This window comes from Acinetobacter sp. YH12254, assembly GCF_013417415.1.
Taxonomy (GTDB): domain Bacteria; phylum Pseudomonadota; class Gammaproteobacteria; order Pseudomonadales; family Moraxellaceae; genus Acinetobacter; species Acinetobacter pseudolwoffii.
This window is the reverse complement of record NZ_VPEB01000020.1, coordinates 1-20,249: the sequence shown is the minus strand read 5'-3', so window position 1 is coordinate 20,249 and position 20,249 is coordinate 1. Positions and strand designations below refer to the sequence as shown.

Sequence of the window (20,249 nt, the reverse complement as noted above, 5' to 3'; positions counted from 1 at the left end):
CAATGTTTAACAATGGATTAGAGGTCAAGATTCAAGTCAGTGACCGCCCCGGTTTCTGCACCTGAGGTCAGTTTGGCGAATTTGGCCAGTGCTCCATGGGTATAGTTCGGTTTTGGTTTGATCCAAGCTGCTTGACGTGCTGCAATCTCCGGCTCATCCACATGCCAGGTCATTTCCCGGGTTTCCGCATTAATTGAAATCTGGTCGCCATTTTGTACCAGACCAATCGGGCCGCCATCATAAGCTTCGGGGGTGACATGACCAATCACAAAACCGTGACTGCCACCCGAGAAGCGTCCATCGGTAATCAGGGCAACTGAAGCGCCTAAGCCCTTCCCGATAATCGCAGAGGTCGGTTTCAGCATTTCTGGCATTCCCGGGCCACCTTTGGGACCAACGCCACGAATCACCACCACTTCACCCGGCTGGACTTCGCCATCCAGAATACCGCGCATGGCACCCTGCTCACCTTCAAACACGCGAGCCGGGCCAGCAAAATGCAGTCCTTCCTTACCGGTAATTTTGGCGACCGCGCCCTTCGGTGACAGATTGCCTTTTAGAATCACCAGATGTGAGTCTTTTTTCACTGGCGCATCAAAAGGCAGAATAATCTGCTGGCCTTCCGGATAGTCCTGCACATCGGCCAGATTTTCTGCCAGCGTCTTACCTGTGACCGTCAGACATGAGCCATCCAGCATGCCGGCATCCAGCATGCGCTTCATCAGTGGTTGAATTCCACCAATCGCAATCAGTTCTGACATCAGATATTTACCTGATGGACGCACGTCGGCCACCACCGGAATATCTTTACCAATCCGCACGAAATCATCCAGACTCAATTCCACTCCTGCTGTATGTGCCATGGCTAAAAGATGCAGTACACCATTGGTCGAACCACCCAGCGCAATCAAGACTTTAATCGAGTTTTCAAAGGCGGCTTTGGTCATGATGTCGCGCGGCTTAATATCCAGTCGCAACAGGTTCATCACCGCTTCACCGGCCCGGGCACAGTCAATTTGCTTGTCTTCCGATACCGCTTCCTGTGCCGAAGAGCCCGGCAGGCTCATACCTAAAGCTTCAATCGCAGAGGCCATCGAGTTGGCCGTGTACATACCGCCACACGAACCCGGACCTGGCAAGGAAACCTCTTCAATATGCTTGACCTGAATCGCGTTGATTTCACCTTTGGCATATTGACCCACCGCTTCAAACACTGAAATCATGTCGGTATGACCTTCACCCGGTTTGATGGTTCCGCCATAAATAAACAGCCCCGGACGGTTGAGGCGCGCCAATCCCATGATGCAGCCGGGCATATTTTTGTCACAGCCACCAATGGCAATCACACCATCATAAGCCTGACAGCCGACCACGGTTTCAATCGAATCTGCGATCACTTCCCGTGACAGCAGGGAATATTTCATGCCTTCGGTGCCATTGGAAATGCCATCTGAAATGGTAATGGTATTAAAGATAATGCCCTTGCCACCCGCCGCACTCACGCCCTGCTCTACGGTTCTGGCCAGACCATCAATATGCATATTACAAGGCGTGACATTGGCCCAGGTCGAAGCAATGCCGATAAATGGCCGGTTAAAATCGGCATCCTGAAAACCGGTGGCACGCATCATGGAACGCGCCGGTGCATTTTCAATACCTTCATAAACGGGGGCAGAATGCTCGCGGATATTATCTTTACTCATTATTCTCTTCCTGGGCGATGACCGATTTTAAGCGTCGGTCTTGGACAATTTATTTTAAGATCATTGTTTGACATACTCCCACCACTTTCACTTTATTCAAGTGGGGGATTCTAAAAGCATCAGCTCTTAGGTGACTTCCTCACGGATTTCGCTTGCTTTCTGCTTCATCGGGCGACCTTTACCGCATCCACCCTCCACAGACAAAACGGTGTGTCCCACCGCCAAAATATTACGAGAAGCGTTAATATCCGCATTCTCGCTAAAGCCACACGCAACACATTCAAAATGTGCCTGAGTAAGCCTATTTTCTTTTGCAACATGACCGCAGGAGCTACACGTTTGACTTGTGTATTTCGGGCCAATCTTAACGAGTAAACCACCTCGCCATTGTTGTTTGTACTCCAATATATCAACAAGCATTGACCAACCTTGATCTAGGATTGCCTTGTTTAAGCCCGACTTGGCTTTGACATTCTTTCCTTTTTTCTCGATTGTGCCACTTGCTGACTTCGACATATTGGCTACTTTTAAGTCCTCAACTACGATCATTGCGTGGTTTTTGCTGAGAGTTGTCGTGACTTTATGTAGGTAGTCATGCCGAATATTAGCAATATGATAATGTAGCTTGTTAATTGTGGTGTTCAACTTTTTCCAATTTTCACTAAACTTCAATTTTTTGCTCAACTTACGTTGAAGTTTAGCTAATTTAATTTGGTTGGTTTTAAAACTGTTCTTTGGGTTAAATACCTCACCCTCAAATGTTGTGACTAATTTCTTGACACCTAAATCAACACCAACTGCGGTTTTGGATGGATGTACTGGATTTTCCAATAACTCTTTTTCACTGCCAAATGAAATATACCAATGACCTGATCTCTTACTGATTGTCACATTCTTAATTGTGCCTAGAATATCTTGTGATTTTCTAAATTTCACAAATCCTATGCCATTTGGCAGCTTAACTCGATTACCCTCAATTCGACAATATTTATCAAATTGCACCAATCTAATTGAATCGTAACCATCTGATTTTTTCTTAAATCTAGGCATCAGTGGGCGTAACTGGATTTCAGAACCATCAGTGAGTTTGAGGAATTTGGGCTTGCGTGGTTTACGCTTATTTTCTTTTAATCTTGCATGTTCTTTTGCATTGAAAAACCTTGTCCAAGCCGAAGCCAGATCACGAATTTTTTGCTGTAGGGAAACAGCATTAGAATGATTTGCTAAAAAAGCATATTCAGGATTCTTTTTAAGACTGGTGATTTTATTCACCAAATTGGTTGCATTGATAAATTCATTCTTTGCAAACATTTCAAATGACACAACTAAAATTTGATTCCAAACAAAACGCGCAGAACCAACAAGATTGTTTAAAATAACCTCTTGCTCTTCATTAGGCTCAAGCCTAAATTTATACGCCTTGTTGATTTTCATTTTTTTTAAAACTTATTTAAATACAATGTTATATTTCTTTTATTTTAACATAAAAACGAATTAAAGCTAAATTAAAAAACTTACGAAATTCACCTCCACCCTGACTGTCGGGTGGAGTCCTCTTTCATTTTAAGATAGTTTCTTGTATAAAAAAAGCACCCCATCTGGAGTGCTATTTAAATCTGTAAAATTACAGCTTAGATATCACGTACCGCACCTTTCGCCGCACTGGTGGCATGCATTGCATAGGCTTTCAGCGCTTTAGATACTTTACGTGGACGTTCCTTTGCAGGCTTCCAACCTTTGGCTTCTTGTACTTCACGGCGTGCTGCCAATACATCTTCAGCAACGGCTAAATGAATGCTACGGTTTGGAATATCAATTTCGATACGGTCGCCATCTTCAACCAGGGCAATTGTGCCGCCTTCAGCTGCTTCTGGGGAAACGTGACCAATGGAAAGACCTGAAGAACCACCAGAGAAACGACCATCAGTGACAAGTGCACAGTCTTTACCTAAACCTTTCGATTTTAAGTAGCTGGTTGGGTACAACATTTCTTGCATGCCTGGACCACCCTGTGGACCTTCATAACGGATCAGCACCACATCACCTGCCACGATTTTCCCACCAAGAATGGCTTCAACTGCATCATCCTGGCTTTCAAATACACGTGCTGTGCCGTTGAATTTCAAGATAGAGTCATCTACACCCGCAGTTTTGACGATACAACCATCCAGTGCAATGTTGCCGTAAAGCACTGCCAAACCGCCGTCTTGCGAGAAGGCATGTTCAACATTACGTATTACACCATTTTCACGGTCGCCATCTAGACGGGTGTAATAACGATCTTGTGAGAATGCAGTTTGGGTTGGTACACCGCCCGGTGCCGATTTGAAGAAGTTATATACCTCTTCATCTTCAGTACGGATGATGTCCCATTTGTCTAAAGCATCTTTCAACGTTGCTTCATGTACGGTCGGTACAGACGTATCCAGTAAGCCACCACGGTCTAGTTCACCGAGGATCGACATAATGCCGCCGGCACGGTGAATATCTTCCATGTGGACGTTTTTAACCGCAGGTGCCACTTTACACAGTACAGGCACTTTACGAGATAAACGGTCGATATCGTCCATGGTGAAGTCTACTTCTGCTTCGTGAGCAGCTGCCAACAAGTGAAGAACGGTGTTGGTTGAACCACCCATCGCGATGTCCAAAGTCATGGCATTTTCATAGGATGCTTTGGTTGCTACATTACGTGGCAATACGCTGTAGTCATTTTGCTCATAATGACGCTTGGTGATTTCAACGATCAACTGACCTGCGCGCTCAAATAATTTCTTACGGTTGGCATGTGTTGCCAGCGTAGAACCATTACCCGGTAATGAAAGACCCAAAGCTTCAGTCAAACAGTTCATTGAGTTGGCCGTAAACATACCTGAACAAGAACCACAGGTTGGACATGCAGAACGTTCGTATGCTTTGACTTCTTCGTCTGTGTAGTTGTCATCTGCCGCCACAATCATCGCATCAACAAGGTCAATTGCCTGTTCATTGCCACGAATTTGCACTTTACCCGCTTCCATCGGGCCGCCTGAAACAAACACCACAGGAATGTTCAAACGCATGGCTGCCATGAGCATGCCCGGGGTGATTTTGTCACAGTTTGAAATACACACCATCGCATCTGCACAGTGTGCATTAACCATGTATTCAACCGAGTCAGCAATCAGGTCACGCGAAGGCAATGAATACAGCATGCCGTCATGACCCATCGCGATGCCGTCATCGACTGCAATGGTATTAAATTCTTTTGCTACACCGCCTGACGCTTCAATTTGACGTGCCACCAGCTGACCCAGGTCTTTGAGATGCACATGACCCGGTACAAACTGGGTGAACGAGTTCACCACCGCAATAATCGGCTTACCGAAATCTTCATCTTTCATTCCGGTAGCACGCCATAAACCGCGTGCGCCAGCCATATTTCTTCCGTGTGTCGATGTTTTTGAACGATAGTCAGGCATTTTATATTTCCAACAAAGTTTGAGCTTGAAATGAACCGGACAGATCCACTCTGGCTAAATCATACTGACAATAAGCTTAAATCAGTTAAATTTTACACCTATCATACTACAAGCCCTTGTTTTACAAGATGACCCTTTGGTTGTAGATGCAGGCAAAAATGTCTATAGAGAGGTCGTAATGATCTGACGATAAAAATTTCTTGATGAAATCTACTATACCGTCATCATCATCAGGACAATACAAAACTTTCATGAATAATTTTTACAATTTGCATGAGTTTTTTTTATATAAAAATTCCACTGAAATTCAAGCACTCACCGGTCTTATTCAATAAGTTTTTGCAACGATTAGGCTGAAATTTGGCTTTTGGCTTATAATACGCTTTAAGTTTATTTGGAATTTCATGTGTGAAGATCATATTTGCAGGCACACCAGAATTTGCAGCGACTGCATTGGCTGCGCTGCTCAAAACCGAGCATGAAATTGTGGCGGTGTATACCCAGCCTGACCGCAAGGCCGGACGCGGACAAAAACTCACGGCATCTGCGGTCAAGCAGTTGGCGCTTGAACACAATATTCCAGTGTACCAACCGCTTCATTTCAAATCTTCGACTGAAGAAGGTCTGGCAGCGCAAGCAGAACTCAAAGCCTTAAATGCAGATGTGATGGTGGTGGCGGCCTATGGCCTGATCCTGCCACAAGTGGTTCTGGATACACCAAAATATGGTTGCCTGAATATTCATGGTTCCCTGTTGCCACGCTGGCGCGGTGCAGCCCCGATTCAGCGCGCGATTGCTACTGGCGATACCGAAACCGGTGTGACCATTATGAAAATGGCAGCCGGTCTGGATACCGGAGACATGCTGTACAAAACTATCTGCCCAATTACCGCCGAAGATACCTCTGCCAGCCTGCATGACAAACTGGCGCTGCAAGGTGCTGAGGCAATTGCGGCTGTGCTTGAATCGGAACAGACCTTGCAGCACTATTTAGCACAGCGTGAAGTGCAAGATGACAGCCTGACGGTCTATGCACATAAACTGTCTAAAGCAGAAGCGCAAATTGACTGGACACAAGCTGCGGCAGAGATTGACCATAATATCCGCGCTTTTAATCCTTGGCCAGTAGCCTTTACCCCGCTGGATGACACAAACAATTTACGCATCTGGAACTCATCACTTTCTACGCACAACGCAAGCACTGCTCTGCCTGGTGAAGTGATTGCCCTGGATAAAGACGGCGTACATGTGATGTGTGGTGATCAGAGCGCCATTTGCATCACCAATCTGCAATGGCCGGGCGGCAAAGCCCTGAATGCTGTTCAAATTAATCAAACTCAAAAACTATCGCTAGGATATAAATTCACATGAGCCAAATTCAATCATCAGCTAAAAACTTGAATTTGCGCGCGCAAGTTGTCAAAACGCTATTGGCTGTACAAAACGGCCAATCACTTGCTTCTGTACTCAACCAACATATCAATATTGTGTCTGAACGTGACCGTGGCTTGTATCACGAGTTAACCTTGGGCTGTTTACGTCAATGGCATGGCCTGAAAGCCATTACTCTGCCGCTATTAACCAAACCTCTCGATAACCAGGCCTTGGAAAGCTGCTTATATTTAGGTTTATACCAGATTCTATGTACCCGTATTCCGGCGCATGCTGCGATTTCAGAAACGGTGACAGCAGCCAAACAACTGGGATTCGAACCTTTAAGTGGTCTGGTCAATGCGGTGCTGCGTCGTGTTTCACGTGAAACAGAGGAATTTGATCTGGCTTTAAATCAGGCGCATGGCCTGCCAAGCTGGTTATTCAAGCGTTTAAAGAAAGACTGGCCGGAACAGCTGGCTGAACTGTCGCACGAGTTAAAACAGATTGCGCCGCTGACCTTGCGTGTCAATGTCAATCAGGTCAGCCGTGATGAATATCTGGAAATTCTGGAAGAAGAAGGTTATGAGGCACGCGCCTGTACCCTGTCTGAAGTCGGCATTGTGCTGGAACAGAATGTACATATTCCAAACCTGCCGGGCTATGAAGCCGGCGGCTTCTCGGTTCAGGATGAACACGCCCAGCTATGTGCAACCTTAATACCTGATCTGGAAGGAAAAGTTGTAGTAGATGCCTGCGCTGCACCGGGTGGTAAGACTGCGCATATCTTGGAAAAATACAGCCCGAAAAAACTCTATGCCATTGATCAGGATGCTAAACGTTTAGTCCGTGTGGCAGAAAATCTGGAACGTTTACTGTTAACTGAATATGCCGACGTTGAAATTATCGCGGCTGATGCGATCACCTGGACCGCTCCGGAGCCGGTCGATTGTATCGTACTGGATGCACCATGCTCTGCAATTGGTGTGATCCGTCGTCATCCGGATATTCGCTTGTTACGTCACTCTACCGATATTCCGCAAACGGTACAGCTGCAAAAGCAGATTCTGGAAAATATATGGCAGCAACTGAAAGTCGGTGGTACGTTGCTGTACATCACCTGTTCAATTCTGAAAGCCGAAAATGAACAACAGATGGTCGAGTTCTTTGCTCAACATGCCGATGCCAAAGAAATCAAAATCGAAGCTGATTGGGGCATCGAGCAGATTCATGGTCGTCAGTTGTTGCCGAAAGCAGATCAAGGCGACGGCTTTTTCTATTGCCGTATAGAAAAAACTGCATAAGTCATGTGTTTAAAATGAAAGGCAGCGCAAGCTGCCTTTTTTTATACCTCGTGATTTAGGGAATATAAGGCTTATTGAATAAACTTAAAAATCACCAGACTGCTGGCCAATGCCGCCATGCCGCTCACCAATCCATAGACTGTTTCATGCCCTTCAGAATAGCGCTTTGCCGTCGGCAATAATTCATCCAGCGCCAGATAAACCATCACCCCACCAATCACGCCAAAGATCAGACCATAGACGGTTTCACTCATATAAGGTGCCAGAATAAAATAACCGAGCGCTGCCCCCAATGGTTCGGCCAAGCCCGAAACCAGACTGGCCCAGAGCGCATAATCTTTACGGCCGGTGGCCATATATACCGGCAAGGCAATCGCCACGCCTTCTGGTACATTATGAATCGCAATTGCCACCGCCAGTGGCGCACCCAAAGCAGGGCTTTCCAGCGTGGCAAAAAACGTCGCCAGTCCTTCCGGCAGGTTATGTGCGCTAATCGCAAACAGGGTCAGCATGCCGGTACGCAGTAATTGGGGTGAACTGACGCCCTTGGCAGAATGGGTTTCAATAGTGTCATGTGGGTTTGGCACAAAGCGATCTAGCAATAACACCAGAACTACGCCCAGTAAAAAAGCAAAAGTGCCAAAGGCAAAACCGGTTTTTTCATCAAAATCTAGGCTAAAGGAAGCGATCGATTTGTTCAGAATTTCGGTTAAAGAGACATAGATCATGGCCCCGGCAGCAAAGGCCAGACCAAAGGCCAGCAAACGGAAATTAGGTTTTTTTAAGAATAATACCAGTCCCCCACCCACCACGGTGGCCAGCCCGGCAAATAAAGTCACGGCAAAGGCTGTATAGACTTGTCCATCTGAAACGGAAATCATGTCAGAGCATCAGCCATTAAAAAAGTCATTATCATCAAGGATGATAATGACTTCTATTTATGGTAACAGTAGGTTTATGTGAAGATTTTTAGTCTTCTGGTTCTTCCGGATTCTTTGCCAGATGAATCACAGCCAGTACCAGACCACCCCATAATAAAACGATAGAGATGATCATCATGATTAGTGCAGATGTATTCATAGTCGCTCTCCTAGCTGTGACGATCTTTAATCAGGCTGAATAGAATGGCACCCAGAATAAAGAATGCCATTACTCCTCCACCTACCATCCATAGGGTACTGGCAGCATAGCCACCATAACCTTCTGCCATGATCGATTTCAGGGTCAGGCCCAATGCCAGCAATAATGACAAAGGCGTGATCACCGTTAGCATGAAGTTCCAACTGGCACCCAGTTTCACGCTGGCAAACTCATTCACATGGCCTTCTAGCTGTTTCATTAATGGACGACGGAACCAGGACAACAGAATAATCGATAACAGACCACCACCGACAATACCGATGTTATTGGCAAAGTAGTCGATGATATCGACAAAGGTAATGGCACTATGTGTCGAGAACATCAGGGTAGAAATCACCGCTGAACCACCAGCAATAATCGTCACTGACTTGTTCTTTGACCAGCCCAGTTTGTCTTGGAACGCAGCAATCGGAACTTGCAGGATGCTCACCATCGAGGTAATACCGGCAACCGTCAACGAAGCAAAGAACAGGAAACCGAACAGGTCACCACCTGCACCTAAACTGGAAATGATTTTCGGAAACGCAATAAAGGCCAGACCGATACCGCCAGACACCACATCTTCAACTTTCGCACCTGAGCTGAACGCCATAAAACCAAGCGCGGCAAAGACACCAATACCCGCCAGAATTTCAAAAGACGAGTTGGCCAGTGCCACCACGATCCCTGAACCGGTCAGGTTGGTTTTGCGTTTCAGGTAAGATGCATAGGTCAACATGATCCCGAAGCCCACTGATAGTGAGAAAAAGATATGACCAAAAGCGGCTAACCAGACTTTATAGTTGGCCATCGCTTCCCAGTTCGGCGTGAAGAAAGCATTTAAGCCATCGACTGCACCAGGTAAACGTACTGCCTGAATCACTAGGATCGTGAATAAAATCACCAGCAATGGCATAAAGATTTTATTCGCCAGTTCCACCCCACGGCGTACTCCACCGTAAAGAATCAGCATGACTGCTGCCCAAACGACCACCAAACCAAAGAACAGCACAGGTACAAAACCGAGCGTCAGACCCTCACCATTTTGCAGGTAAGTATTGAAGAAGAAGCCTTGGGTATCTGTGCCCCACTGCTGTCCAAAGGAATAGAACATATAGCTGCCAGCCCAGGACAAGACGCTGGCATAGTAAATCCCGATCACCAGAGTGACCATGACCTGCCACCAACCCAAGGATTCGGCATTCATGAGTTTTTTATAGGCCATAGGCGGTGCTTTACGGAACTTGTGTCCGACCGCATAGTCTAAAAACAATAAAGGTAAACCTGCTGCGAAAATCGCAATCAGATAGGGGATCAGGAATGCCCCGCCACCATTTTCATAGGCAACATAAGGGAAACGCCAGATATTCCCCAAGCCAACGGCGGAACCAATCGCTGCAATAATGAATCCTGATCGTGCGGACCAATTCTCACGAGTTTCTGTCATAGAACACCTAAACTTTTAACCCCTTTAGATGCTGCTTGTTATGGTTATGGCGCAAGCAAAAAAAGAAGCATTTTCAATAATTTTGGGTGTTTGGATTAGAGCTGCACCTTTTGGGCGTCGAATTCTAATGTACAAACAGGTCAGCAGGTCTTACATCTTGCTTAAAGTCTGATCGAAAAGCTGACCTTGTAGATGGTTCAACAATACTGACTTTTTTAAATTTTTTCTGTAAATTCTGCTGAAAATATTCGTTATTTATAATCTATTCGAATTAAGCGTTCAATAATTCAACGAAACCCACCTGATTTTATAGGCTATATATTGACAAACTTTTTGGAATATATCTTTCTTAAGTTTGACTACAGAACCGCAGTCAAGCAAAGCTCATGCTGCGATCATCCAAATCGCCTTATATTTATAGAAGAATTCGAGTCAAAGGCTTATCGCGATGTGAGCCACTCTATAGCTGAAATGCGCGGAACAGAGATCTGATCGCCCTGCTCCACGTGCATCTTTGACATCTGAAAATGGACTGCAATACCCCGGTCTGACCTGCAGCAAATCCATCACGGGATCTGAGCGATTGATGTCATTTACTTAAGATTTAATCACCAGCATCCGTTCTTCCTGCATATCGCGAATGGCAGATTGAATCCCTTCACGGCCTAAACCTGAATCCTTCACCCCACCATAGGGCATGTTGTCCACCCGGAAAGATGGAATGTCATTGATAATGACCCCGCCGACATGCAGATGATCCCAGGCATACAGCATCTTGTTCAAGTTCTGGGTATACACTCCGGCCTGCAAGCCAAAACGGCTACGATTGATACAGGCAATCCCTGCTTCAAAATCAGGATAAGGTTCAATCATCGCCACCGGACCAAAGACTTCATCACGGTAAATTTCCAGATTATGATCCACGTTTTCCAATAAAGTCGGTGCGAACATCACTCCATCCAGCTCACCACCTACCAGAATTCTGGCATCCTTTTTCAGTGCTTTTTCCAGCCATTTTTTCAGGCGTTTGGCTTCTGCTTCCTTGATCATCGGCCCCACCAAAGTTGTGCTCAGATTTGGATCGGTGGCTTTCAGATGTTTGAGTTTTGCAAGCAGTTTATCTCTGACTTCGGCATAAATATCCTGATGCACCAGAATGCGCTGCACACTGATACAGACCTGCCCGGCATGACCATAAGCACCGCCAACCAGACGGGTAATCAAGGCATCATTAATTTCGGTATCCGGCTCGATCATGACTGCGGCATTACCGCCCAGCTCCAGAACCACTTTTTTGCGGCCAGCTCGCGCTTTCATATCCCAACCCACCACATCGGAACCGGTAAAACTGAGTAATTTAAAACGGTCATCGGTGACCAGCACATCGGCCAGCTCGCGCGGACAGGGTAAAACTGAAAATGCGCCTTTCGGCAAATCGGTTTCCGCCAGAATCTCGGCAATTTTCAAGGCAGAAATCGGCGTCAGACTGGCGGGTTTCAACACGAAAGGACAACCGGCAGCAATTGCCGGTGCAATTTTGTGGGCGGTCAGATTTAAGGGAAAATTAAAAGGGCTGATTAAAGACACTGCGCCAATCGGCACCTGCTTAACCATACCCTGATACCCCGATGCTGCCGCGGTTACAGCCAAAGGCAGCATACGTCCCTGATCAATTTGAGTCACGGCATCTGCGGCAATTTGAAAGGTATTAATCAGACGCTCGACTTCGGCTTCTGCCGCTTTGCGCGGTTTACCGCCTTCTGCAATCAGAATTTCAGTCAGTTCTTCACGAATTTCATGAAAACGGCGCACACAATGCAGTAGAATTTTCTGTTTTTGAAAGGGTTCTAAAGCCGCCATCTCTGCCTCGGTGTCTAGGGCAGACTGGATGGCCTGCTCCAGACTTTTGGCATCGGCCAAAGCGACACGTGCATAGAGTGCTTGCGTATATTTATGTTTAACCTCTAGCCATTCTCCGGTCTGAACCGCCTGACCAGCCACATAGAATGAATAGTCTTTACACTGTTGTACTGCTGTAGATCGCATTTTTTAGTCCTTCAAAATCTCAGGATATACATTTTTGAAATTCTCTATATCATGCACTTGCTGATAAATATTAAGAAGATGTTTTTAAGTAACCAGACACGCTCAATTTTAATAAAGCTTTAGGGACTCACTGTCATGCAGACAAAAATACTCGCCACATTATTCTTCAGTTTTGGATTAAGCACGCTCAGTCATGCAGATTTCATCGGGGCAAAAGCCGATCTCAGCTACTGGAATTTTAACGGTTATAGCGAAAATAGCAGTATGAAACATGATCTGGATCGACAAGGTACGGCGCAGCTGTCCGTGGCTTTTGAACATCCAGTGCCACTGTTGCCAAATGCCAAAATCAAATATGTCAATCTGGACAGCAACAGCGAACAAAGCACTCCGATCAATGCCTCAGAAATCAAACTGAAGAATATTGACTATATTCTGTATTACGAATTGCTGGATACCGTGGTACATGCCGATATAGGCGCAGGCTTAAGCAATCTGGAGGGTACGGTAAAAAACCTGAATACCGGGGCTTTCACGCAATACGATCTGGATGAATACACTCCACTGCTCTATGCAACTGCAGGGGTTAAATTGCCATTTACCGGACTGAGTGCCAAAGCAGAAGCCGTTTACAGTCATGGCAGCGATAGTAAAAAGACCGATGTACAGGCTGAGTTACAATATGATTTTATTGATAATCTGCTGGTCGATGTCGGTGCCAAAATCGGTTATCGCATGATGACGGTAGATTTTCAACAGGAGCAACGTCCAGATTTACAGCTGGAATTTAAAGGCCCGTATATTGGCTTAGATGTACATTTTTGATGCCAAGAATTCAGCAGCTGGTCGTGCTCAATTTCTCTGCGTTCATGTAAGTCAAAGCGTACAACAATAAGCGCAATCTGCTGCTGGTACAAAATCTGCTTGTGTATTACTTTAGACACATAGAGAGCAGGATGCTCCGAAAACCTAAAAACAACAAGAATAAGCAAGCATCAGGACGTGAGGTACGACAGGAGTTATACCTAAATCACGAGATACGGAAAAAGCCCCAACAGGATGTTGGGGCTTTTTTTCTGCTATTTCTTTTTCTGTGCATTGTTTTATTTATCTTTGCTTAACAGTTCCGAGTTAAAACTCCAACATTGTAAAAATCGGCTTGTTGTTAAGCTAAAAATCCTCACATTTTTTGGGAACAGCAATCATGGTAAAAAAGGTCCTCTTTATTACATCCAATCAAGGTATTGAACATGATGAACTGACTGAGCCTTTAAATTTTTTAAAGTCCAAAGGTTTTGAAGTGATTCATGCTGCAGAAAAAAATGAAGATGTAGCCACTGTCAAAGGTGATACCAAAGCTGCTACCCAATATACGCCTGATACCAGTTTTGACCATGTCGACCTGAATGATTATGATCTGTTGGTGATTCCAGGTGGTACAGTCAACGCAGATACTTTAAGAATTAATCAGGATGCCCAGAAAATTATTCAGCATTTTGCCGACAATCACAAACCGATTGCGGCGCTCTGTCATGGGCCATGGGCCTTAATTGATGCAGATCGAATTAAAGACAAGAATCTGACCTCATATAAAAGCATCAAGCTGGATCTGGAAAATGCCGGCGGTAAATGGGTCGATGAAGAAGTGCATCGCTGTAATACCGGCGGCTGGGTACTGATTACTTCACGGAATCCGGATGATCTTCCGGCCTTTAATGAAGCCATTTTAAAAGAACTTGAAGGCGATGCTGCCTAAGTTCCTACCATAAAAAGAGAATCTCATGATTGAGGTTCTCTTTTGCTTTAAATAGTTCCGGTCAAGCTTTTTAGATAAACCATCACTTCTTTATTGCCTTCCATTTCGGCCAATTCTAAAGCAGTATTAGGACTGCGATGTGCAATATCAGCACCCTTGCTGACCAAGAGTTTGACCACTTCCAGATGATCATTTTCAGCAGCGGCCTGTAAAGCACTATAGCCTTCTTCGTCGGCAGAGTTAACGTCCAGACCTTCCTGTAAGCCTTGCTCGACCTGTTCAACATCGCCTAAAGAAGCCCAGTACACCAGTTCAGGAAGATGTAATTCGTCATCATCTTCAGGGATTGGGGAGAATGAGTCGAATTGCATAGAATCTACCTCAAGATTTATTTTAAGTCTGAGGGTATAAAAGCATATCCATTATAACTAATCCAATCCATGTGCAAAAAATTTCCTAATGATTTAACTGACTCAATATTAGCTGTAGGACCCATTAAAAAACTAGAGAAAACATTTCTTTTATTATTTTCTTTATATTCATGGATATACCATACACCCTGTATATGTTTTCTTTGAATATTGCCTTGTTCATCTTTTCTATGTAATAGACGACTTATTTCTTGGTAAATAAAATCTTGATCATGAAAATCATTTCTTTCATTTAGAAGAACTAATATCCCTGTGCAATCATCTTTTCCTATAGCTTTTTTAGTTTCAGAGATTTGTTTATCTGCTGATGAAAGAAGTGATCGCAAATTTCGAGAGGCATAATCACATAATTTATTTCTAATAAAATTAGGATCTTTATGTTTTTGGATCAACTCTTCAATATGTACAGTCCCAAAAAATTCTGGGAAATCCTGATCTTTATCTACTTGATCATTTGTAAAGTCATTAATTGTACTCTGTCTATCTTTTTCTAAAAATTTGACTTCTAAAATCCATGAGCGCTCAAAAGCAAAATAATCTGCCTTACGCCCTATAAATTTAATATCCTGTATATCATCTATCGATTCATATTCAGAATCCGCAAACTTCTTAAAACGATCATTTAGGTTCATTTATTTATCACTTTTTTAATATTTTTAAAATTTATCATTTAATGATAATAATAAAAAAGCCCCCTTTCGGAGGCTTCTTATTTAAAAACTTAGCTTTAAGCTTTAGACACTGCTGGCTCAATTGCACCAATCTTTTCAGATTCATTGTCATGCATGATTAACGCAACCGCAATTGCAGTAATCAGAACCGGTAAGCCGACTGCCATAAAGTTGAAGTAAGCAGGCAGGTTCATACCAAGCAAACCACCAATCAGGATCGGCCCTACAATCGCGCCCATACGACCAATCGCAGAAGACCAGCCAATACCTGTCGAACGTACCGCAAGTGGGTAGAACTGCGCAACATAGCTATATAGCAACATTTGCGAACCAATCGACGCTGCACCCGCCAAGAACACCAAGATGTAAAGCAGGAACGAATTCGACTGGAAGCCCATCAGGCTCATCACAATCGCACCCATAATACCCAGGAACATCAGTACCGGTTTCAAGTGGAAACGATCCGCCAGAATACCACCACCCACAATACCTACAACCGCACCCACGTTCATCACCATCATGAACATCAGACTGTTGTCCATCGAGTAGCCCGCTGCCATCATCAACTTCGGTAACCAGCTGCTTAAAGCATACATAGTTAACAGACAAGTGAAGAACGCGACCCAGAACAATAAGGTATTGACCGCACGGCCACGACGGAACAAGCTCACCACGTTTGCTGCTTCAGGCACATTTTCCTGTGGCAGGGTAAGCGTTGTATTCTCGGTAACCGTTAGATTTGGTGCCAGACGACGTACGATTTGACGTGCTTCAGCCTGCTTGTTTTGCTTCACAATAAATGCCAGCGATTCAGGCAAAAATTTCCAGATCACTGGTAATAAAAATAATGGAATACCCGCGATAAAGAACATGATTTCCCAACCAAAACTTGGGGTAAACCATGAACCCAACAACGCAGCCATTACACCACCGACGGCATAACCACTAAACATGGTGGTTACCAAGGTACTGCGCATTTTTTGTGGCGCATATTCCGAAGTCAATGCCACCAGATTCGGCATGACCCCACCAATACCCAGACCGGCAAGAAAACGTAAAATACCGAATTCGGTTGGATTTGAGGCAAAGCCACCCGCAAAAGTTAAACCACTGAATAATACAATACAGATCATGATCACTTTCTTACGACCGATCTTGTCCGCGAGGGAACCGAAGATCATCGCACCAAACATCATGCCAGCCAGTGCGGTACTTGCAAGCATGCCCGCTTGCACTGCACTTAAGCCCCAGTCTTGCATCAGTAAGGGTAAAACCACACCATTGATTGCTAAATCGTAGCCATCAAATAAGATAATAAGTAAACACCAAGCAACTACATTGAAGTGGAAAGGCGTGAATTTCGCATTATCGACTACAGAATTTACATCTATTTTTTCCGTTGTCATCGTTCTCATCTCCCATGAGTACTTGTCCATAACATCTTTGTTGAAGATTGAAGGCAATCTTCAATGTCAGGCAATATACGCAAGCGGGATTTAAGGCACAATAAGACTAATTGATATTCTGCTATGACAAATGTAATGCCATTTATTTGCGTGATATGTCACATTATTATTAAAATTAAATTTTAAGCCATTAATAATAATGACTTTAATTTAAGCAGAATTTGTAGATTTTTTAGCTCAATCACTTTTTTTGAGTGGTTTTATTTCATACTAAAGATATAAAAAACCCCTTCAGACAAAGGGGTTTTTTAAACTGAATGAATCAATGAAGATCGTTTAAATTTTGGCTGCTTTTAATTGTTTCACCTGAACGCGACCGGGTTGTGGTTGACGAATCATTGAAATAGCGATGATACCAATAATACCCGGCATGGCAACCGCGATGAAATTCCATTTATGTGGTAATTCCATACCCAGCAGCATACCAATCACAATTGGACCCACAATTGCACCTGTACGCCCCACAGCAGAAGCCCAACCAATACCGGTAGAACGTACTGCAACAGGATAGTATTGAGCAACATAGCTATATAACAAGATACTGGTACCAATAGATGAAGCACCTGCTAAACTGACAAGTAAATAAATAACAGGTGTTGGAGAGTTAAAGCCTAAACCAACCAGAGACAGTACACCCACAGTTAACATACTAATAAGAACAGGTTTAAAGTCAAAACGGTCTGCCAGAATACCACCACTAATGGTTCCGATCACGGCACCAATATTCAGTGCTAATAAGAACATTAAACTGCTGCCTAAAGAATATCCCGCAGCCATCATGAGTTTTGGCAGCCAACTTCCAAGTGCATAAAGCATGAGTAAGCACATAAAGAAAGCAATCCAAAATAAGAATGTTCCTGTGGCACGATTTTCTGTAAATAACGCTTTTACTGATGCACTTTGTGTCTGATCGCCTGTGGCTAGAACCAGTTCAGTGTCTGCTCGTACGTCTGCAGTTGGCTCAACTCGTTTTATAAAATGACGTGCCTCATTCATTTTTTGTTCTTTAACCAAGAAAGTTAGAGACTCAGGTAAGAACTTCCAAAACAATGGAACAAAAAGTAAGGGAATACCTGCAATGAAGAACATAATTTCCCAACCAAAACTTGGGGTAAACCATGTACCACATAATGCAGCCATAATCCCACCTACGGCATAACCACTAAACATGGTGGTTACAAGTGTACTTTTTAAACGTTTAGGCGCATATTCAGAGGTTAAAGCAACCAGGTTAGGTAATACCCCACCTATGCCCAAGCCGGCAATAAAACGTAAAATACCAAACTCTGTTGGAGTGGTGGTAAATCCACCCAAAAATGTAAAAGCACTAAATAAAGTGACACAAATTAAAATCACTTTTTTACGACCGATTTTGTCTGCAAGCATCCCAAACAGCATGGCACCAAACATCATGCCGGCTAGTGCTGTACTGGCAAGCATGCCTGCTTCAACAGCACTCATGCCCCACTCCTGCATCAGTAGAGGCAGAACGACACCGTTAATTGCTAAATCATACCCGTCAAATAGAACAATAAACAAACACCACAATACAATGCTTAAGTGAAATTTAGTGAATTTTGCCTGATCAATCACATCATTCACACTAACCGTATTTGCTGCCATTTTCGTGTTTTCTACCATTTTTACTCACCTCCTGTGAGTTATTATTCGTTGTTTTCAGCACGACACATGCCACTAACTCTTATTTATTATTTTTAATGATTCTTATCGCCATGTTCGTGCAACAACTTAGTTCAACACAGCTAATTTTCAGGCAATATGCGACTAAAGTCTTAAGCTTTGCTCAAAATTCTAAACCCATGCGTCCAGTTTTTAATGATTTCTTAACAATTCAAGCTACTTCTTCGATATAAAAATCCCTGAGTTCTCAGACTCAGGGAACGTTTTAAAATTGAGAAAAAACTGAAATTAATATAATGCTTGAGCTAATCGGATCTGAATAATTTCATTATCATCTGCCAGATTTCGATTACGACCACTTGAACCGGGAAAGTTATTGTCATTCAAGACGGTAATTAAATCAGGCCCTTCAATAATAATGTCTTCAATGGTCTGAAATGGAAAACCAAAGCGCTGACCGGTGGCAAGATCTCCCGGACGTACCGGACCATAAAGTAAATCTGGATTGGCCAGATCCATTAAATTAACCAGTTCTTCACGTGCGACAGACTCACCGGACTGATTCAATCTGACCTTGATTAATTTTTTATAGCCGCCCAGATTATTTTCACTGTCATCACGTTCAATAATCACACCTTCTTTGGCACTAAATAACTGAAAATCACCAATTGCAGAGGCTTTCGAAGCCAACTCAAAATAATAGAAATTTCCAGTATAAACTTTCTTTTCCAGATCAAATTCTGAAATGATTAGTTGTGGCGTCGTGGCATTTAATAAAGGTTTTTCAAGTAAAGGATATAAATAGCGACCATTGGGGGAAATTGCCATACCTTCAAAGCCCCCACTCTGCTGTACCAAAGGTTCAATATAACCGTCAATATAACCGATAGTCCCCTTGTTTAGCTGATTTTGTGGAGATCTGAGTTCAGTTCCAGCTTCTAATGGATGCGCTAAAGCAATCGGCGGACTTTTTAATATTCCATCTGCACTAAAATGTAATAAATAAGGGCCAAATTCATCTCCAATCCAGATATCGCCATTGGGCGCGCGCTGCATAGATTCCGGATCAAAGTCAGCACCTGTCAATAAACGCTCTTGAGTATTCTGATGGACAATTTCAAAAGGAATCAGTTTGTTCGGATCACGAAGCTGAATATAAGATAAATGTTTGACAGTTGCTGTACCGCCCGCCTTGGTTCTGAAATCGCTAGAAAGATGATGCAAACGCAATAAATAATCAGAAGAATTATCCTGCGAGCCAAAGCCATTATCCGACATCACCAGATAAGTTCCATCCGGCTGCTTTAATGCAGCAGAAAAACCCTGTACAGGCTGGCCTGAAAATGGAGGAAAAATACCATTTGCTCCACGTACATCTCGTCCTGAATCAGAGCCTTCTGCATAGGTCTCTACATCCAGTTTGGCAAAAGACACCAAAGTTGGTTCAGTTACGCTTTCGATGGGCTGAAGGGTTTTATCATCGGATTCATTGCATGCCGTCAGAGCGAATACAGAGACCGCCAGCAAACTTAAAGAAATTTTTCTCATACGTCTATTCATCTTTTTATAAAGTCGACGTCTTATTTAATACAGCGTGAATGACAGGACAGTTGCGATGAGATGAAGTTTTAAGGACAGTTTTATCTTAATAATTATAAACCCCACGCACAAAAAAACACCCCCAAGCCTTGGCTTGAGGGTGTTTTGAATAATGAGCTGGCGATGACTTACTCTCACATGGGTAACCCCACACTACCATCAGCGCAAAGAGGTTTCACTTCTGAGTTCGGGAAGGGATCAGGTGGTTCACTCTTGCTATTGTCGCCAGCACAA

The 20,249-nt window shown here is 43.9% G+C and carries 16 protein-coding genes and 1 rRNA gene; 4 read left to right on the top strand and 13 right to left on the bottom strand.

Translation table 11 applies throughout. From position 1 onward, the window contains the following. Positions 1-17: 17 nt before the first annotated feature. From ilvD (FTV29_RS13320) to ilvD (FTV29_RS13310), 3 genes are all read right to left on the bottom strand, one after another. Positions 18-1,703, bottom strand: coding sequence for a dihydroxy-acid dehydratase (gene ilvD, locus FTV29_RS13320; protein WP_004280835.1), 1,686 nt, complete (start codon positions 1,701-1,703; stop codon positions 18-20). Between the two features lie 126 nt (positions 1,704-1,829). Further along, positions 1,830-3,137, bottom strand: coding sequence for an RNA-guided endonuclease TnpB family protein (locus FTV29_RS13315; protein WP_180075606.1), 1,308 nt, complete (start codon positions 3,135-3,137; stop codon positions 1,830-1,832). Between the two features lie 197 nt (positions 3,138-3,334). Beyond that, positions 3,335-5,164 (bottom strand): dihydroxy-acid dehydratase, encoded by a 1,830-nt coding sequence (gene ilvD / locus FTV29_RS13310; protein ID WP_100357653.1) that lies wholly within the window; start codon positions 5,162-5,164, stop codon positions 3,335-3,337. Between the two features lie 408 nt (positions 5,165-5,572). Between ilvD (FTV29_RS13310) and fmt the strand changes: the two genes are divergently transcribed. Then, on the top strand, positions 5,573-6,535 hold the full coding sequence (fmt, locus tag FTV29_RS13305) for a methionyl-tRNA formyltransferase (RefSeq protein ID WP_180075605.1): 963 nt from the start codon (positions 5,573-5,575) through the stop codon (positions 6,533-6,535). Beyond that, positions 6,532-7,839: a 16S rRNA (cytosine(967)-C(5))-methyltransferase RsmB gene (rsmB, locus tag FTV29_RS13300; protein ID WP_180075604.1), complete on the top strand. Its 1,308-nt coding sequence runs from the start codon at positions 6,532-6,534 to the stop codon at positions 7,837-7,839. Before fmt ends, rsmB begins: the two co-directional genes overlap by 4 nt. A gap of 71 nt (positions 7,840-7,910) precedes the next feature. Here the strand turns inward: rsmB and zupT are convergent, their stop codons facing one another. The 4 genes from zupT to FTV29_RS13280 form a co-directional block, all read right to left on the bottom strand. Further along, positions 7,911-8,720 (bottom strand): zinc transporter ZupT, encoded by an 810-nt coding sequence (gene zupT / locus FTV29_RS13295; protein ID WP_005108262.1) that lies wholly within the window; start codon positions 8,718-8,720, stop codon positions 7,911-7,913. Positions 8,721-8,808: 88 nt separating this feature from the next. Then, a complete protein-coding gene (locus tag FTV29_RS13290) occupies positions 8,809-8,919 on the bottom strand; it encodes a methionine/alanine import family NSS transporter small subunit (protein WP_004647694.1) in 111 nt (36 codons plus the stop codon). Between the two features lie 10 nt (positions 8,920-8,929). Then, positions 8,930-10,405, bottom strand: a complete 1,476-nt coding sequence (locus FTV29_RS13285) for a sodium-dependent transporter (protein ID WP_180075603.1) — start codon at positions 10,403-10,405, stop codon at positions 8,930-8,932. 597 nt (positions 10,406-11,002) lie between these two features. After that, positions 11,003-12,451, bottom strand: a complete 1,449-nt coding sequence (locus FTV29_RS13280; RefSeq protein ID WP_180075602.1) for an aldehyde dehydrogenase family protein — start codon at positions 12,449-12,451, stop codon at positions 11,003-11,005. Positions 12,452-12,586: 135 nt separating this feature from the next. On the opposite strand from FTV29_RS13280, the gene FTV29_RS13275 reads away from it, so the two are divergent. Then, positions 12,587-13,276 carry a TIGR04219 family outer membrane beta-barrel protein gene (locus FTV29_RS13275; RefSeq protein ID WP_180072911.1) on the top strand — a complete coding sequence of 230 codons (690 nt, stop codon included), beginning with the start codon at positions 12,587-12,589 and terminating at the stop codon, positions 13,274-13,276. A gap of 379 nt (positions 13,277-13,655) precedes the next feature. Beyond that, complete coding sequence (locus tag FTV29_RS13270; RefSeq protein ID WP_180075601.1) at positions 13,656-14,207, top strand: type 1 glutamine amidotransferase domain-containing protein; 552 nt, start codon at positions 13,656-13,658, stop codon at positions 14,205-14,207. A gap of 47 nt (positions 14,208-14,254) precedes the next feature. Here FTV29_RS13270 and FTV29_RS13265 read toward each other — a convergent pair whose 3' ends face one another. The 6 genes from FTV29_RS13265 to rrf form a co-directional block, all read right to left on the bottom strand. Continuing rightward, entirely contained in the window at positions 14,255-14,578 is a 324-nt protein-coding gene (locus FTV29_RS13265) for an ankyrin repeat domain-containing protein (RefSeq protein ID WP_180075600.1), read from the bottom strand. A 17-nt stretch (positions 14,579-14,595) separates the two neighbouring features. Beyond that, the gene (locus tag FTV29_RS13260) at positions 14,596-15,270 is read right to left on the bottom strand and encodes a hypothetical protein (protein ID WP_159516523.1); all 675 of its coding nucleotides are present in this window, start codon (positions 15,268-15,270) and stop codon (positions 14,596-14,598) included. Positions 15,271-15,365: 95 nt separating this feature from the next. Next, positions 15,366-16,715, bottom strand: coding sequence for an aromatic acid/H+ symport family MFS transporter (locus tag FTV29_RS13255; RefSeq protein WP_180072917.1), 1,350 nt, complete (start codon positions 16,713-16,715; stop codon positions 15,366-15,368). Between the two features lie 336 nt (positions 16,716-17,051). After that, the gene (locus FTV29_RS13250) at positions 17,052-18,416 is read right to left on the bottom strand and encodes an MFS transporter (protein ID WP_180075599.1); all 1,365 of its coding nucleotides are present in this window, start codon (positions 18,414-18,416) and stop codon (positions 17,052-17,054) included. A gap of 288 nt (positions 18,417-18,704) precedes the next feature. Beyond that, positions 18,705-19,964: an esterase-like activity of phytase family protein gene (locus tag FTV29_RS13245; protein WP_180072919.1), complete on the bottom strand. Its 1,260-nt coding sequence runs from the start codon at positions 19,962-19,964 to the stop codon at positions 18,705-18,707. 166 nt (positions 19,965-20,130) lie between these two features. Next, positions 20,131-20,245 (bottom strand): 5S ribosomal RNA (gene rrf / locus FTV29_RS13240). Positions 20,246-20,249: the final 4 nt, after the last annotated feature.

What these genes read in the sequence shown, in the direction of transcription:
- ilvD (WP_004280835.1), bottom strand. Translation starts at nt 1,703, where the DNA reads ATGAGTAAAGATAATATCCGCGAGCATTCTGCCCCCGTTTATGAAGGT.
- FTV29_RS13315 (WP_180075606.1), bottom strand. Translation starts at nt 3,137, where the DNA reads ATGAAAATCAACAAGGCGTATAAATTTAGGCTTGAGCCTAATGAAGAG.
- ilvD (WP_100357653.1), bottom strand. Translation starts at nt 5,164, where the DNA reads ATGCCTGACTATCGTTCAAAAACATCGACACACGGAAGAAATATGGCT.
- rsmB (WP_180075604.1), top strand. Translation starts at nt 6,532, where the DNA reads ATGAGCCAAATTCAATCATCAGCTAAAAACTTGAATTTGCGCGCGCAA.
- zupT (WP_005108262.1), bottom strand. Translation starts at nt 8,720, where the DNA reads ATGATTTCCGTTTCAGATGGACAAGTCTATACAGCCTTTGCCGTGACT.
- FTV29_RS13290 (WP_004647694.1), bottom strand. Translation starts at nt 8,919, where the DNA reads ATGAATACATCTGCACTAATCATGATGATCATCTCTATCGTTTTATTA.
- FTV29_RS13285 (WP_180075603.1), bottom strand. Translation starts at nt 10,405, where the DNA reads ATGACAGAAACTCGTGAGAATTGGTCCGCACGATCAGGATTCATTATT.
- FTV29_RS13280 (WP_180075602.1), bottom strand. Translation starts at nt 12,451, where the DNA reads ATGCGATCTACAGCAGTACAACAGTGTAAAGACTATTCATTCTATGTG.
- FTV29_RS13275 (WP_180072911.1), top strand. Translation starts at nt 12,587, where the DNA reads ATGCAGACAAAAATACTCGCCACATTATTCTTCAGTTTTGGATTAAGC.
- FTV29_RS13270 (WP_180075601.1), top strand. Translation starts at nt 13,656, where the DNA reads ATGGTAAAAAAGGTCCTCTTTATTACATCCAATCAAGGTATTGAACAT.
- FTV29_RS13265 (WP_180075600.1), bottom strand. Translation starts at nt 14,578, where the DNA reads ATGCAATTCGACTCATTCTCCCCAATCCCTGAAGATGATGACGAATTA.
- FTV29_RS13260 (WP_159516523.1), bottom strand. Translation starts at nt 15,270, where the DNA reads ATGAACCTAAATGATCGTTTTAAGAAGTTTGCGGATTCTGAATATGAA.
- FTV29_RS13255 (WP_180072917.1), bottom strand. Translation starts at nt 16,715, where the DNA reads ATGACAACGGAAAAAATAGATGTAAATTCTGTAGTCGATAATGCGAAA.
- FTV29_RS13250 (WP_180075599.1), bottom strand. Translation starts at nt 18,416, where the DNA reads ATGGTAGAAAACACGAAAATGGCAGCAAATACGGTTAGTGTGAATGAT.
- FTV29_RS13245 (WP_180072919.1), bottom strand. Translation starts at nt 19,964, where the DNA reads ATGAGAAAAATTTCTTTAAGTTTGCTGGCGGTCTCTGTATTCGCTCTG.